This is a genomic window from Latilactobacillus sakei, from assembly GCA_002953655.1.
Lineage (GTDB): Bacteria > Bacillota > Bacilli > Lactobacillales > Lactobacillaceae > Latilactobacillus > Latilactobacillus sakei_A.
The window spans coordinates 1,898,701-1,916,074 of record CP025839.1 but is presented as its reverse complement, the minus strand read 5'-3'; the positions used below and the strand labels follow the sequence as shown (position 1 = coordinate 1,916,074).

At 37.2% G+C, this 17,374-nt stretch carries 10 protein-coding genes; all 10 read left to right on the top strand.

Going from position 1 to position 17,374, the window contains the following annotated elements; genetic code table 11:
- Positions 1-75: 75 nt before the first annotated feature.
- The 10 genes from C0213_09470 (at position 76) to C0213_09425 (ending at position 16,987) form a co-directional block, all read left to right on the top strand.
- Positions 76-1,371, top strand: coding sequence for a hypothetical protein (locus C0213_09470; protein ID AUX12635.1), 1,296 nt, complete (start codon positions 76-78; stop codon positions 1,369-1,371).
- Positions 1,372-2,066: 695 nt separating this feature from the next.
- Positions 2,067-8,474: a hypothetical protein gene (locus C0213_09465; GenBank protein ID AUX12634.1), complete on the top strand. Its 6,408-nt coding sequence runs from the start codon at positions 2,067-2,069 to the stop codon at positions 8,472-8,474.
- A gap of 13 nt (positions 8,475-8,487) precedes the next feature.
- A complete protein-coding gene (locus C0213_09460) occupies positions 8,488-9,525 on the top strand; it encodes a DUF916 and DUF3324 domain-containing protein (protein ID AUX12633.1) in 1,038 nt (345 codons plus the stop codon).
- Positions 9,467-10,594, top strand: coding sequence for a hypothetical protein (locus C0213_09455; protein AUX12632.1), 1,128 nt, complete (start codon positions 9,467-9,469; stop codon positions 10,592-10,594). Before C0213_09460 ends, C0213_09455 begins: the two co-directional genes overlap by 59 nt.
- A 265-nt stretch (positions 10,595-10,859) precedes the next feature.
- A complete protein-coding gene (locus tag C0213_09450) occupies positions 10,860-11,831 on the top strand; it encodes a cell surface protein (GenBank protein ID AUX12631.1) in 972 nt (323 codons plus the stop codon).
- Between the two features lie 174 nt (positions 11,832-12,005).
- Positions 12,006-12,353 (top strand): MarR family transcriptional regulator, encoded by a 348-nt coding sequence (locus C0213_09445; GenBank protein AUX12630.1) that lies wholly within the window; start codon positions 12,006-12,008, stop codon positions 12,351-12,353.
- 126 nt (positions 12,354-12,479) lie between these two features.
- Positions 12,480-13,229, top strand: a complete 750-nt coding sequence (locus C0213_09440) for a tRNA pseudouridine(38-40) synthase TruA (GenBank protein AUX12629.1) — start codon at positions 12,480-12,482, stop codon at positions 13,227-13,229.
- A gap of 134 nt (positions 13,230-13,363) precedes the next feature.
- Entirely contained in the window at positions 13,364-13,807 is a 444-nt protein-coding gene (locus C0213_09435; protein ID AUX12628.1) for a 50S ribosomal protein L13, read from the top strand.
- Positions 13,808-13,820: 13 nt separating this feature from the next.
- Positions 13,821-14,213: a 30S ribosomal protein S9 gene (locus tag C0213_09430; protein ID AUX12627.1), complete on the top strand. Its 393-nt coding sequence runs from the start codon at positions 13,821-13,823 to the stop codon at positions 14,211-14,213.
- Positions 14,214-14,512: 299 nt separating this feature from the next.
- Entirely contained in the window at positions 14,513-16,987 is a 2,475-nt protein-coding gene (locus tag C0213_09425) for a hypothetical protein (GenBank protein AUX12626.1), read from the top strand.
- Positions 16,988-17,374 lie beyond the last annotated feature (387 nt).

Below are 17,374 nucleotides of genomic sequence, written 5' to 3'. Positions count from 1 at the left end.
AGCAGAGGAAATTAACGTCATTGACTAATAATGATCGCTGCTAAAAAATAAAAAACGCACATGGAGGCGAAAATTATGATCAAGAGTACAAAAATGGTTAGTTTATTATTAACATCATCAACGGTGTTAGGTTTGATGGTGAGCACAGGTGTTGCAACGGTACGGGCAGCCGAAAATAGCTCAGTGAAGACTGAACAAAAAGTAAACACAAAAGCAAAATCAAAGATTGCAGATCCAAAAGCAGGTATTGGATTCTTAACGAAAGGTTCTACAACTTTTGAAGGTTCAAACATGCTTGAAGGTGTTCATCTATCAAATGACTTTTCATTAACTTCTGGTACTTTACAGATTTCATATACTGGTAAGACAACTATAGCTCTTGCAGTGGGTGAAAAAACAAAAACTCAGATCGTAATGCCTGATGAATTTAAAGCGTTAATGAATAAAACAACAGCAGATGGAAAAACATTCTTAGATTATATCGAACCATCAAGTTACTTCTACGCACCGAATAACCAAGGTGGACAACCACAGAAATATACTTATAAGCGCGAAGATATTTCATACGACCGTACGAATAACGTCTTAGTCTTCCAAAACAAGATTGGCTTATACAACATTTTCAACAATCAAACGCTTGAATCACACATCTATATCGACTTAGGTCAAGCGATTACAGATTTAGGTGAACGAATTCCTGATGCATATAACAACTCATTCTATCAATTTCAATCAGTTGTTACATCAACAGAAGCAATTCCAGATTGGAGCTTAATCGGGGATGCAGAATCTGAAGGTAAGATTAACTGGGATAAATTAGATAAAGGCTGGACAATTATTAACCAAGTACCAACAATTCATACACCAGTTAAGGATACGGATACTAAAGTGATTGGTGGTAACGCACCAGCTGGTTCAACGGTTAAAATTCGTGCTAACTCAGAAGATGGTCCAGTTATCGGGACAGCAATTGCTGGCGTTGATGGCACATACATTGCTGATATTATCCAACAAAAAGCCGGTACGAAATTATACGCTGATCAAACAACAGCATTAGGCACTAAAGGGTTTGGGACAGCAATTGTGGAACACGATAACGCAGTACCACCAGCACCTTCATTGGACGCATCAAGAGTTAAGTGGGGAGTAATTGTAAACGGTAAAATCAGTACACCGGGACATACAATTGAGGCGGTTGATATGTATACAAATGAAAAATATAATGTGACTGTTAGCGAAGACGGCTTATCATTCAAATTTGATACAAGCCAAATTGATCAAGATGTTTTACCAACAAATGTTATTTTCACAGAACATAATGGTGATCAAGTAAGTAAGGAAACAACATTGTTAGTTATGCCAAAGGGATAATTCTAACATTTAAAAATAAATAAGCATATAAAAAGGAACTCATCACTTTCACAGTGATGAGTTCCTTTTTATATGCTTAACTGGGATTAATAAATACGGTTAGGAGTAGTCGTAATTTAACATTTGGAATTGTTTGTTAACTTAACCGATATCAACGTGATGAATTATTTGATTCCAAAAATGATATCTAATAAATGGTTAATTAGAAAAACATCATAAAAATAGCCGGTATGTGATTGATTTAACGCTTATAATAAGCTGTTATTTTTTAATTCTATAATTAGTAAAAATGGGAATTTAGAATTAAAAGGGCTAATTTATAACGATTATAGCTATGTTTTTAACGTAGAAAGAATTTGTTAATTAATAAAAATAAAAACCGCAACTCTTGATTTGTGAATCATTAACTCTAGAGTTAGTTTACACCATTGTTTAATAGCGTGCAAGGTAATTAATGTAATTATCTATTTTTTTTAATGTTATTCTAACGGGCTTTATAAAAATTAACAGCTTGTTCTGTTAACGGGGGTGTTCATTGCGCTTGGCTAATAATTGCTTTTCGAATAAAACCATAACTCAAGAGTTATGGTTTTTGTTTAAAATATTTGAACTAGCGCTGTAGCAGTTAGGGTGAGTCCTAAGAATGGCGCAGACGGTTACATGACGTAACAGAGCACTACGGGAGGGTATTTAACATGAAGAAGCGAATTATCTATAGTTTATTAATAATTTTCCTATTGATGACAACGGTTGTTCAATCACTAGGTGCTGTATTAGCGACCTCATCAACGCAAGACGGCGATGATAGTGTGAAGACATCTAAAATAATAGATAGCACTAAAGCAATTACGCAAGTCAGTGGCTCTTCGCAACTTCGTAGCAGTAGCCAAAGTATTGTTCAATCGTCTAGTGAACAACAAACGTCTAAGAAGAGCGAGTCTAAGAAAAGTAGTGAAAAAAAAGCATCATCGAAGAAACAAGTTAAGTCTGTTTTGATTCAACCACGAGCAATTACTGAAACGGATCCGTATACGTATCCTGATTTCAGTAAGACATTATCATCACAGCAAGGCGTAATCACTGTTAACTACGATTCAGCTGGTAATGCGCACACATCGATTGCTGATGCATCGGGGACCTTAAAACCAGATGATTCGTACAACGAAATTCCTTATCCGAATAACGCGTTTCCAAGTTTTATCCCAGGTGTTTCGACTGAAACGGATTATGGTCAGACAAAGTCGAGTAAAGATTTTATAAATGGTAATGGATTAGACGGTGATAAAGATTATATCTACTATACAAAAGTCATGGCCTTTCGGGATGGAAATGGGAAACAACATTGGATTGACATTAAACAGAAATTTGTAGGCCTTGAAAAGCACGGTTGGTATAATGATTGGCCTCAGTGGAAAACGCAAGGCTATAGTGATCCTAATGGTACTACTTTGGATACAACGTATATCACTAATTGGGGTTTTAATTTCGGCCGTGGCACTAATAAAGGTAATCAAAATCGACAAGATATGTTGGGGATCAATGGCTCATTTCAAGCACCCGGTGGTTTTAGAACGACTAAGATAAAATCTTCAGCAGGTGGTATTTTAGATAAAGATCCAAAAGCCTATTTACAGTATCGTCAGTTGGCAACGGTCAAGTTAGAATTCTACGATAATGAAACTAAAAAACCGATTAGCATATCTGGCTTCTTAACGGTTGCCGATTTAGATCACCGCGATTTTTTACAATTTTCTAAAGATAGCAATATTCAAGGCGTTTACGTTACAAATAATCAAGTCACTAAGAGTACGTTAAAAGGGACTTTCGGGCCAGGAATGGATCCATCAACCGTGATTGTTAATAATATCGGGAATAAAGAATATACTGACAGAAACGGGGGATCTGCTAATAACGGTGACGAATGGGGGGACAATAACGAAGTTATTAACCCCGACAATACAGATGCTTGGGCGACCGTTACGTTCAGTAAAACGCAATCAATTCAATATGCAGTTTCTGATTGGCAACGGTTAGATTTTCTAGCATCAGCGCTCGTACCGGTGGCATTCTCTGCACCTGGAAAGTCAGGTGATGGCGATGAATGGAATCAAGATTGGGATGACAATAATATTAACTATAATGTTGTTGCGACGTTACCATATCGTGGGAGTACAATTAAAAACCCACAACATGGTACAGCTGAAAGTGGCACGATTAGTACCTTCCATCCAACGGAAAAGTTTGAACTAACCGATCCGATCAATGAGAATTTAAAAGTTGATAAAGTCACGATTATGCAAGATGGGGTAACGGATGTAACCGCCAATTTTGATATTGATACGACTGGTAACAAAGTGACGGCAAAGGCGAAGGCTGATTTCTTGGGCAAGGAAGATAACTACGCTAAAACGTATAATATGAAGATTGAAACATCAGTTGCAGCCGATGCCGATTTAAGCAGTCTACCAACTGTGACGGCAACGGATGATAAGGGTGTCAAACATACGTATGCGAAAATCGCCAATACCGCACATTTAGATGTTGTTAAAGCGGCTGGTGCAAAAGCGGAAGGTTGGGACAGTAATGAGGCCTTCGGACACGTTAAAGTCCCAGATCCTGTCCGTGAAGTGCAGGATATGAAACAAGAAATCAAGAACTACGATACAGCGGGTGAAGATTGGCAACCGATTGTAGAGGATATGTCGACAACTACAGGCCATGTGGGTGATAAAGTTGGTTATCGTTTCTCTTTCAAAGCTAAAGATTCAAATACGGCAAGTATTACGGATGCTTCAATCAATGCGATTTCCGTTAACGCCGGGCTGAGCGCACCAACTAACACTAAGGTGACGGTTGGTTCAACAACAACGGATGGTACGGTTGTTGAGGGTTCAACCGCTGGTGTTTATGCCATTAAAATTGATACACCGATTAAAAAAGGTGAGACAGTCACAGTAACCTTTGAGAGAACGGCTAATAAAAGTGGCTTTTATTTACAACCCGGTTATTTAAAGGCTGCTTCCTTAACCGCTGACCCTGTCGGCCATAATTTAGTGCCGGATGGCTATCCATTTAATCCGGCTGTTATCACTATAACCGCTGCTAATAATACAGCTGCTATCCAACAATTCATTAAAAACAGAAGTATTGCTGCCGAAACTTGGAAGGGCCCTGGTATTGGTGATGATAAGGCTGAAACAAGTGGCGTTCCTGGGAATATCATCGATTATAAATTCAAGGTTGCACCTGGTGCAAAAAATGGCGCTGCTTTAGCGGCAACTGCCTTGAAAGATATTACGATGAAAGAATCAGGCGGGATGTCATTAGTTAATCCAGAAGGCTCTGCGGATGCTACGAAGCAAGTGAAAATTACAATCGATGGTGAAACGCCTATCTATATAAGTGGTAACCCAATTAGTAACAACGCGGAACTGGCGATAGCTGACCCACTAGAAAAGGGTAAGGGTGTAACAATTGAGTATAGTGCGAAGATTAGTCAGACTGCCTATACGCAAGATGTTACCAACGACGCGAACTTCTACGCATCAAACTTAACAGGCGATATGCCAGCAACTTCAACAGTCATTGATAAGACGCACAAAACCGCAGCCAATCAATCAATTTTACACATTAAGAATCAACGTGAAGTTGAAGATTTGAAACAAAAAATTAAGAACAAAACAACTGGTGAAGATTGGCAATATGATGATGCGAAGGATCCTAAGGCTGTAACCGAAGGTAAAATCGGTGATGAAATTGCTTATGAATTCTCATTTACAGCAAAGTCAAATAATACCGCTGATATTGAAGGGCAAATTTTGAAGGCAATCGGGATTCAAAAAGCTGATCAATTAACAGCACCAACTAACTTGAAAGTGACGACAGGCGCAAGTGATACGCCGATTGCTGCAACGCTAGGTGGTTCAGGCGAAGATAGTTACATGGTGACATTAGCTAGTGGCAAGGGTATTAAGGCTGGCGATGTTGTCAAAGTTTATCTGGAAAGAACTATTAAAGATACAGCTGTCGCAGGTGATCAGTATATCCAATCTGGTTCTACAGGTGACGGTCTTTCAGCTGATACAGATGTTCCTTTCAATAAGGCATATTTAAATATTATTGCACAACATAATACGGCAACCGTTACACAAACAGTTCATAATATTACTCGGCCAACAATGGATACAACCGGGGATGATACTAAATCAGCGGGGGTCATGGGTGATTTGATTAATTACCAATTCACCATCAATGTGCCAAAGGGGAATGACGCAGCGCTATTAGATGCACAGTTAAAAGATATCAATAATAATATGAGTAACGTACCATTTGGGTTGGATTTAGTTTCAGGGACTTTAAAGGCGACGATTAATGGTCAGCCAATTACACCGGCACCATCAGAAACAGACTTTCTAAATAATAAGAATGGTACTGTGAAGATTGCCTCGACGCTAATTAACGGCGTTGACCAACAAATTGTTATTTCATATCAAATGAAAATTACACTAGAACCAATTATGGACGATACTGTCGATGTGCAAAACGACGCTAACTTCTACGCAAGCAATTTAACTGGCAGCGGTACTTTCCCAGGAAATCAGCCAACAGATCCGAGTCATTTGATTCCGGCTAATGCAACACATTTGATTATTAAGAAAACACAGGCGCAAGTTTCAAATCTAAAACAAACAATTAGTAATACGACAACACCAAGTAATGATAAGAATGATGCAACGACTAAAGAAGCTGTTGAAACGTCCGGGAAGATGGGCGATACAATCCGCTACACATTCAAGGGTGAAACGACAACTGGTAATACTGAAGATCTTAAACAAGTTGCCATTAAGAATATCAAGTTGACTGAAGCGAATGCGGTCGACGCCACCGATATGATGACTTTCGTTGAGAAGTCAATGAACATCACGGTTGATGACACGGTTGTGATGAGTAATGGGAACATGACTGGTAATAGTATCGATGTTGCACCGACAATTAAGAAGTCGTTCAAGGTTACTTATCTCATGCAGATTAAGACTAATGAGACCAAGACTATCTTTAATGATGGTAATCTGACGGCGACGCGTTTGGATAATACGGCTGGTAATTCACAAGCGTTTAATCAAACAAAATTGAACGTGGTGCCACAAACGAACCGTGCAACCATTCAACAATTTATCAGAAATCCAGCAACTGCACTTCCTGGACAAGCTTGGAACGGTCCTGGTTTTGGAGATGGTAAAGCCGAAACAACGGGGAAACCTGGCGATTATGTCAGCTATCGTTTTGATATTACATTGCCAACTGACAGTACGTCAGGGAAGTATACAAACGATGCTGCTTTAGTAAATGCTGCTATTCAAGACATCACGATGAATGTGCCAGATGATTTGGCATTAGTATCACTTGAAGGGTATCCAGATAAACAGATTCAAATTAGTTATGGCGGGACAATTATACGCTCCGCGGTATCAGATACGTTAGCAACGCTTAAAGGCATTGCTTTGAAGAATCCACTTGATGCAGATAAAAAGGTAATGGTCCAATATCGAGTACAGATCAAAGACAATGCTAAAACGCAAGATGTTACGAATGATGCCAACTTCTACGCTGACAATTTAACCGGTGATTTAACGGATAAGACGGTTGCTAATTACCAACATAAGACAAAAGCTAACCAGTCGAAGTTGAAAATTCGGAATAAAAAAGAAGTTAAACTTGAACAAACGCTCAAAAATATGACAACGGAAGATACATCAACATCCACTGACCCTAAATATCCTGATAAGGATGGTTACCGTGTAGAAACAACTGCCGGTAAAGGGGATGTCATTGATTATCGTTACAAGGTAACAGCAGCAGACGATAATACCGGGAACATTACTAACATGAAAGTTAATGCGATTACGATGAAAAAATCGGACAAGCTTTCATTTAGTGACCCCGATACTGGTAAAGATTACCCACTGATTGTTAAAATCAGCAAAGCCGATGGGACGAATGAAACGACAGATACAAATGCTAAATTCAGTGCTGATCATCAGACGATTACACTATCACAACCGTTGAAGCCAGGATATATGGCAACTATCAGCTATAAGATGCAAGTGACGGCTAGTGTTGATGATAATACATTGGCAGCGGATAAAGTAGTTACAAATGATGCCAAACTAACAGCGGACGAATTAACGGAAACTAAAACGACATCAACTGGGACTGAAAATGCATTAATTGCTGGTAATACAATGACCTTCAATCAAACGATATTGAATTTGAAGAAGAATGTTGGCGAAATCATTATCCGCTATGTTGATTTAGAAGATAATGATTTGAAACATCCAACTTATATTGCTAGTGAGGTTGATGAAAAAGGAACGTCAGGTACTAAGCTATCGACTGTTAACTCGGCACGAGTAGCACCTAAGATTATCGAAGGTTACACGATTCATGCTGTAACGGAAGATACCGATTTGACAAATGCTAATTGGTCTAAAGCCTACAAGGATGATCCTGTCTTTACAGATAAGGTTCGAACGATTACTTATGGGTATTACAAACGGATGCTTTCAGTAGAAGCGCCTAGTTATTGGGACTTCGGGACGCATAACCGGACACAAACGGATAGTACCTACTATCTAGAAGATCACAAGACACCACAAGCTGTTAAAGTAACTGATCACTACGGTGTAGATTCATGGCAATTGCAAGTTACGCAAGAAAAACCATTTATGGACGATCGCAAACAAGTCTTAAAAGACGCGGAGCTACAGTTTAAGAACGGTAATGTTATTGCAGATGCTGGTAACACAACTCCGGCGCAAGCGATGTCTTCAATTAATCATTTTGAATTAAAGACCGGTGATACAGTTAAGAATTTGATGACTTATACTAAGTCGGGTGTCTTCCAAGATGTCGATCTTAATAAAGATAAGAGTAGTGAAACTAACCGTTACAGTGATGACCAAGGTAAAGGTAGTTGGTATTATCAATTTGGTGATAAGAAAAACGCCGATATCAGTATTGGCTTACATGTCCCAGAAACGACTGAACGGGATAATACAACCTATACAACGACTTTAGATTGGACATTAACGGTTGCACCATAGGAGGAAGAAAATCGTGTTTAGAAAACGATTATTAAAAAATATTATTTTAGGGCTTGCTTTCGGTGTGATAGGGGGCTTTGCTCTATCACAGCAAGTACAGGCAGCTTCTGGTACAGAAAAAGCGGATTTTGAAATTCAACCAATTATGCCCGACGGTCAAGTGGATACGAGTTTGAACTATTTTGATGTTAAGTTCAAACCGGGGACGACACATACCATTAAGATGCGCGTTCAAAATTTCACCGATAAGAAAATTACTATTAAGAATGAATTTCAAAATGGGATGACTCAAATGGGCGGCGATATGAAATTTCAAACGTCTACTAAGGGGTTGGATCCCAGTGCGAAGATTCCGTTAACAACAATTGGTGCTGTTCGAAAATCAGATCGTGTGCTTCATTTAGGACCACAGGAAACAACGGTGATTCAAGCAGAAATTAAGATGCCGGAAGAAAATTTTAACGGTATGATTTCTGGAGGTTGGCATTTTATTGAATATCGTGATAATAAAACATCTGATCAAACGATTTCGAGTAATTACGCTTATATGATTAGTGTTGTTTTACGGGGATCGCACTATAAGGTGTACCCAGAGTTAAAATACGATTCCACTAAGCCGATTTTGTATAATAACCGACCTGCGATGGGGATCAAGCTCCGTAACCCGCAGCCGATGGTTTTGAAGAACGTACATTTTAAAGCGGTTGTGTCGAAAAAAGGGATTTTCTCTGATAAACGCCTTTATGAAAAAGAAGGTTCAAGTATTGCGCCTAATTCATCTGTGACCCTGCCAATTTCATGGGAGTATAACAACATGAAGGCTGGAACGTATCAAGTTTCGGTTAAAGTAACTGGGGAGAACCTCTGGAATAAGTTGCCGATGTCTTGGACGTTTAAAAAAACATTAAAGGTATCGAAGGAAGCAGCTGCTAATTTAAATAAGCGCTCAATTCAACGACCAACTAATAAATGGTTGTATATGATGGCAGCTAATGGGGTTTTATTATTGGTTGCAGCATATGGTCTTTATAAAGTTATTAGGATTGGTTAATGCCATGCGGAAATACTGGCGTTATGTATTAATAATGACCATGCTGGTTGGCGTGGTACTGACACTAGGAGTTGGGCAAGTACAGGCGGCTAAAAAGAAGAGTACCATTAAGCTTCCAGCAGCTAATAAAGCGACATTTATGTTGATGCCAGAATTGCCGAAGGACAATATTGGTGGTAAACGGTTAGGTTATTTTAACTTACATGTTAAGGCTAACCAGACAAAAACGGTTCGAATTAAGGTTTATAACCCAACTGAACATACAATTAATATTTATGGTCAGGTCAAAGATGCGACAACTAATGACAATGCATCGGTTGATTATCTTGGTTCTCATTCGATTGACAAACATCTTTTGAAGAAACCAGGAAGCCAGTTGGTGTCTGTTCCTAAAAAAACAAGTTTGCCAGCAGGTGCCACTAAACGGATTACCATTAAGATTAAAACAAATGATAGTTTTAAGGGGACTAAAGCGACGGCGATTAATCTAAGTGCTGACCAATTTAATCAAAAATCAGCTATTAAAAATGCTTACCGGTATGCGATTGGGTTAATTTTGAATGATCAGCAGGTGCAAAAGCGAGACTATCAATACTTGCAGTCACCGTCGATTAAGACGCGTTTCACTAAAGCTAGCAAGGCAGCGATTAGTGTCAAAATTAATAATCCTGATCCGATGTATTTAGAAAAGGCAAAAATTAAAATCAAATTGCAGAATCAGAAATGGCAATTTATTCAATATACGACATCTGTGAAAAACGGTAAGGTGGCACCAAATACGAGTTTCTATATGGATCTATTGCTTGGGGGAAAGCGTTTGGTACCAGGCACATATGATATGACTTTAACGACACAGAATAGTCGATATACCAAGACGATTCATAAGGATGTTTTAATCACGGCGTCGCAAGCTAAATATATTAACAGTCTGAACGCTGCTTATCTCAGAAATCGTAATTGGATTCTGGGTGGCATCGCAATTGCTTTAGTGATAATCGGTAGCCTCTGCTTTAGAGTATACCGAGTTAGAAAACGAAAGAGGGATCTTCATGCAGAAAATGGTAAATAAATTTGGTTATAAAAAGACGAAATGGGGCATGATTGCGCTGGTAACGATACTAACAATCACACTCATTGGGACTGGCGTTATGGCGGCCCTTGTTTACCATAGCTACAACGTCTATACAACGATTACAATGTAGTTGTCAGACGGGTTTTAAACGCATTACACAAAAAAAGGTTATAAACACTAAATATTATATTGACTATATATGATATTAGTGATATAATAAAAACGCGCTTAATGCGCTAAAAATTCTAGGGAGGAATTTCTCATGAAATTCACAAAATTAACAAGCTCAGTATTGGCTGGCGCAACATTACTTTCACTTATGGCACCAACTGCATCATTTGCTGCAACATCACAACAAGGTTCACAAGATGCTCAATCAAATGATAATGGTGGTACAAAATTACCACAAACTGACAAGACAATTGCTGGGATTTCATTTGGTGATAATAGTGACAACGGTAATACAGGGTACTTACGTCTCCAAATGGTGCCACATACACTAGATTTTGGTAACCACAAAATTTTAGATGACTCAAAATTAGATTTTACTGCTGATGGTAAGAATACATCATTACCAACAAATAACCTTAAAGCAAGTTACGAAGGCGGTAAGACTAACCAAACAGCTGTTTTAAATACAGATGATGCAGACTTAAAAGCTGGTCATGTCGATGGTACTGCTTGGGCAACTGTTGTTGATAAACAAGTAACACGTAAAGATTCTAAGAGCAATGCTGCTAACCCTAACAATACAACAGATCCAACAAGTGATTTCTGGGAAGGGACAACTTCTGTAGCTGGTAAGTGGGTATTATCAGTTAAATCTGTAGATCCTTTAACAGCTATGGATAATTCTGACCCATCAAAACCAACTGCTGAAACAATTACAGGGGCTAAGTTATCATTTAACAACACACAATACGGTCAAACACAAAAAGTGGCTGAATTAACAAAAGACAAACAAGATGCTACTTATACAGCTGATTTAGCAGCTCTTCCTACACAACCAAAAGTAGCTAAAGTTTCATCAATTACAAATAATTTCTCAACACCATTAGCTGCTGGTGGTGCAGACATTAAAGTAGCTGAAGCTAAAGATGGCGAAGGTCAAGGTGCTAACGTCTTTGGTTGGACACCAGAAAATATTACATTATCAATGCCTTCAGGTGCACAAGTTACAAATGCTATCTACAAAGCAAACTTAACATGGACATTGAGCTCAACAGTTGCATAAAAAAACTTTAATCCAATCTGAAACAGATTAGACTAAAGCTCTTAAAAAATATTTTTATAAAAGTGGTCGGTAGTTTGCCTTCGAAAACCAACTACCGGTCACTTTTACATACATAGCTATCATAACACAGAAGCAGGTATTAAATGAAGGTGCCTAGGCTTAGGAGGAACAAAAATGGCAGAGCAAAATGAAATTCTAAGTATCAGTGAGTGGTATCTTGACGCACAACGAAAGATTAGCCAGTTGAACAAAGCGAGTGAAGAATATGGCTTAACCTACGATCAGTTCCTTGTTTTGGAGCAGATTATTGAACTCGGTAATAACCGACCTGGGCAAATCGCAAAGAAATTTAATACGTCACCACCTGCCGCCTCACGTAAGTTGAATGCTTTACAAAACAAGCACTATATAATGAAGGCCCACAACATAGATGATGATCAACGGACAGTGCAGCTCGAGGTAACCAGAGAAGGTAGAGAGAAATATACTGCATTGCGCAAGGTATTGTATCAAATTGGTTAATCGTTAAAAAAGCCATTCATTTTTATGAATGGTTTTTTTGCTATCTATTATAGGAAGGAGGGTTGCTACTTTTCAGAAAATTGACTATTATAGAAATAATGATTTTGTGAAGTAAGAGGAGAAATGATGACACAACGCTATCGAGTAACGGTCGCCTATGATGGGACTGATTTTGCCGGTTTTCAAGTCCAGCCTAAGCAACGTACTGTTCAAGGCACCTTGGAAAAGGCGCTAACTAAGATGAGTAAGGGCGCTGATATTCAAGTTTACGGTTCCGGCCGAACCGACTCTGGCGTCCACGCTATGGGTCAAGTTGTGCATTTTGACTATCCGTCTGCACTCCCTGCTAAAAGCATGCTACGGGCCTTAAACAGCCTTTTACCGTTAGATATGGAAGTCGTTGATAGCCAATTGGCAGATGATGATTTTCATGCCCGTTTTTCAACGGTCGGCAAGCGCTATATGTACCGGGTTGACCTAGGCCATTACACCAATCCGTTTAAACGGCGTTATACGGGTCACTATCCATATCCTATCGATGTTGAACGGATTAAGGCGGCCTTGCCTGATGTGATGGGGACGCATGACTATACGAGTTTTGCGGCCGCTGGCGGGGTGATCAAGGATAAAGTGAGAACGATCTATGAAGCAACCGTTGAATACAACGCAGCTGAAAACGAACTCGTTTTTGAATTCCACGGCAATGGCTTTTTATATAATATGGTCCGCATCTTAGTGGCCACTTTATTGGAAATCGGTAATGGTCGTCGCGACGTGCATGACTTTTTACGATTGTATGAAGTTAAAGATCGGCAACAGGCGCGCTCAACCGCGCCAGCAAGCGGTTTGTATTTAAAAGAAGTTTATTATAAATAGACTGGAAATATACGAGATTCGATTGACTTAATTAGAAAATTACGGTACTATAGTATCTGGTATTGTTTGCCCCACGATAGGCCCCGGAAACTTATTGAGTGTCAAACAAACACAGAATATTGGAGGAATAAATCGTGCGTACAACTTACATGGCTAAACCAGGCGAAGTAGAACGTAAATGGTATGTGATCGATGCAACAGATATTGCATTAGGTCGTCTATCAACTGTAGTCGCTTCTATCTTACGCGGTAAAAATAAACCAACATTTACACCTAACGTTGATACAGGTGATAACATCATCGTCATCAACGCTGAAAAAATTAAATTAACAGGTCGCAAAGCAACCGACAAGTTATATCATCACCATAGTAATCATCCTGGTGGTTTGAAAACTCGTACTGCTGGCGAAATTCGTGAAAACAACCCAGAACGTTTAATTGAAATGTCAGTTAAAGGGATGTTACCTAAGAACTCATTGGGTCACAACCAATTCTTGAAGTTACACGTTTACGCTGGTGGCGAACACAAACACCAAGCACAAAATCCAGAAGTCTTAGACATTACGGACATTATTTAAGGAGGAAACTATAGTGGCTCAAGTAACTTATAACGGTACAGGCCGTCGTAAAAACTCAGTAGCTCGTGTACGTTTAGTACCAGGTACTGGTAAAATCACTATCAACAACAAAGACGTTGTTGATTACATCCCATTTGCTAACTTGATTTTAGATATGAAACAACCTTTAACAATTACTGAAACAACAGATAGCTATGATATCTTGGTAAACGTTAATGGTGGTGGATTCTCAGGCCAAGCTGGTGCAATCCGTCACGGTATTTCACGTGCCCTATTGACAGTTGACCCTGACTTCCGTCCAGCTCTTAAGAGCGCTGGCATGTTAACACGTGACCCTCGTATGAAGGAACGTAAGAAACCAGGTCTTAAGAAAGCTCGTAAAGCAAGTCAATTCTCAAAACGTTAATATCAATCCGATATTATTCGGTTTTGCAAAACACCCCACAACTTATGGTTGTGGGGTGTTTTTTTTATGTAATATATAGGTGAGTTATTTATGGATGTTAAATTCTGTAGGGATATTGAGGTTTACAAAAATATAAAATATACTTGTGAAGGTAGAAACTTGGGTATCATTATATCTGTCAAAAGGGGAGAACTAAAATTCTAAAAAAAATTAGATCAAAACTAAGAGCGTTAAATAGATATTATATTACATATAATAAGAAATATGGTTTTGTTAATACGTTCATTCTAGGAACGATAATGGCTGCAGTGTTAGTATTTTTAGACAATAAAAATCTTATTTCAAATTCAATACATACGTTACCTGGAAGTGTTCTAAACGTTATTTTTATACTAGGTGGTGTTCTTATATTTTTATTTATTATGAAATATAAGATATTCAAAAATATACTATCTCCGTTAGTAAATAGAGTTGATTTTTTTGTAGTATTTTCTTTTTCTACGCTAATCTTATTTCGGGTTACCGCCTTTTTAAAATATAGTAAAGCAACAAAAAACATAGATTACGTCGAAATATTTATATTGCTACTAGGAATAGTTCTTTTGATAAGAGATATAAATGTAGGAAAAGAGTTGCGCAAAAAAAAATCTACAGTTGTTGATTTGAAGCAAATTCTTGATAATAAAATAGACTGTACTGTCCCTTTTTTCGTTAGGGAAGATGCCGTAGGGTACGATTTATTCAATAGAAGTAGTTTAGTGACAAACCTATTAACAAGTTTAAAAAACTACACATCTAGTGAAAAGTTTGTGGTATCTTTGGAAGGCAGATGGGGATCAGGAAAAACAACATTTCTCAATAATTTAATAGAAGAAATTAAAGATGATGACTTTATAATTATTGACGATTTTGAGCCGTGGTTATCGGAAAGTAAGGAATCTTTACTAAGAAATTTGTTGAATACTATCTTAATGCAATCTAATCTTGATATTTCGAGAAGAGAAATTGATATTTTCATTAAAACAACTAGTGAATTAGTTTTGGGGAAGAAATATGTAAATCCTATTATCAACGCAATAGAGAATGTTGAACAGAATTATATCTCAAATATTACTTCTGATATCAATTACATGATTGATAGACAAGGAAAAAAGATTCTATTTATAATTGATAATTTAGATAGATTAAAACCTGATAGTGTCTATTTAGTGCTTAACATTGTGAATAATATATTAAATTTCCATAATTTAATCGTCATACTATCTTATGATCGAGATGAGTTAGAAAATGGATTAAGAAGTATAAATATTAGTTCTAAATATTTAGATAAAATAATTCAGCAAAAACTTGTAATGCCACCAGTGAAGAAATCTGATAGAAATAATATCTACAGTAGAACCATTAGGAATCTACTTGATAGTAAGCATATAGAATACAATATTGAGGAAGTTAATAAATTTTCGAAAATTCTTTCTGATAATCAAGTGGGGCTTAGAGATTTCAAGAGATTTCTGAATTCAAGTATTATCCCATTTGTTTTAAATGCTAGAAAAATTACAATTATTGATTATTTGGTCATTGAGTTTATTCGAATTTATGATGGGACTTTATACGAAGATATTTATCGTAATCCTAGCTATTTTATATCGAGTGATATAGGTTGGGAAAATAGTTTTAAGTATGTTAATTCGAAGAAAATTGACCAAGAAATGAATGATTTATTTAAAAATATCGGTATTGAAGATAATTTGACTGGAAAATTGCTACAACTTTCATTTCCGTTTGTAGAGAATTACCTCAAATATAAGGCTAATTACAAGAATACTATTAATGATGGTAGGAACAATCCCGTATACCAGAATATTCAAAAAAACAAAAGAATCAGTAGCGGGAAGTTCTTTGATTTATACTTTACAAAAGATACAAATCCAGATGCAAATATGATTGATTTAGTAAGTAGTTTTGTTGAAAAACATCAAACACAGGAAAGTATACAACATGAAATCGATTCAATATTAGATTTAGAAGAAGATGTACAGATAGAATATCTTTCAAATCTTTCTCTATACGTAGAAGAGATGTCGTCAAAACAAAGATATATACGAGGGGAATTATTCTTAAAGAACTATTTTATGTTTGAAGATTTTAAGGGATTTTTAATTTTGAGCACTAAGAATAGGCTTGCTCTTGTGATTTCAGAATTATTGGAAGGCTCAGAACAGAATGAATTTGAAAACTTATTTCACGATTATATTTTCGAACCTAAGTATCTTACTATGGTGTCGGATATCCGTTATTGGTTTGAACATTCAGTGCGAAGAGATAACAAAGAAAAACTTGAATATATTGATGCTGAGTTTAAAGATTCAATTGAAAGAATATTGAGTCAGAAAGTTAATCTATTTGAACGTAATATATACATTAGATTAAACGCACTGCAGATTTATTTTTATTTGGAAAAAATAAATGCTTCTAGTCAGTATAAAGAATATTTACAGTACTGTATGAATGAGGAGACATATTTTAGAATATTGAGCGATTTAGTTGGTATAACTGAAGGAAGCCGAGGTTATTCATATGCGATGCGCGATAATTTTGAAAATATGGTAGATGTTGATCTATTGAAGGATTATAACGGGAGAGTGGAATCGGTTAATGAAAAGCAAGATTTATTAAAGGAGGTTTTTGAGAATCAACTTAGCGGTATAAAAGATGAGTATGGGGATATTGCAATTCGTTTAGATAAGAGTATTGATTTAGGAACGCTAGAGTAAAAGAACCTCTAAAATCTTTAATATTCATATTTATGAAACTTTGTAATTCTATAAAGATCATTTATTGAATCTAGGAGAAATAAAGTTTTTTGAAGCGTTAATTGAACAGGCATAGTGTCTTATTTAAATGGGATGAGATTAAGAAGAAGTAACTGTCCTTAAAAACTCAACAAATCAGCGTTGAAATCGGTTCCTAATTAGTGGATAATCAATTGCATAGACAATTATGAGGGGGAATAGTTGTGAAGCATAAAGTATGGATTGTCGTGATTTTAATCATCGTGGTCATTGGTGGCGTTTGGGGTTATACGCGGTACCAGGATCAGCAAAAAGAAGCGCAAATCACGACGCAATTAGATAATATTCAAAAGGACGTTAAGACGTTTA

Bases quoted from the DNA above. Each gene is read 5' to 3' on its own strand.
- C0213_09450 (AUX12631.1), top strand. From the start codon at position 10,860: ATGAAATTCACAAAATTAACAAGCTCAGTATTGGCTGGCGCAACATTA.
- C0213_09440 (AUX12629.1), top strand. From the start codon at position 12,480: ATGACACAACGCTATCGAGTAACGGTCGCCTATGATGGGACTGATTTT.
- C0213_09445 (AUX12630.1), top strand. From the start codon at position 12,006: ATGGCAGAGCAAAATGAAATTCTAAGTATCAGTGAGTGGTATCTTGAC.
- C0213_09455 (AUX12632.1), top strand. From the start codon at position 9,467: ATGGGGTTTTATTATTGGTTGCAGCATATGGTCTTTATAAAGTTATTA.
- C0213_09470 (AUX12635.1), top strand. From the start codon at position 76: ATGATCAAGAGTACAAAAATGGTTAGTTTATTATTAACATCATCAACG.
- C0213_09425 (AUX12626.1), top strand. From the start codon at position 14,513: ATGGCTGCAGTGTTAGTATTTTTAGACAATAAAAATCTTATTTCAAAT.
- C0213_09465 (AUX12634.1), top strand. From the start codon at position 2,067: ATGAAGAAGCGAATTATCTATAGTTTATTAATAATTTTCCTATTGATG.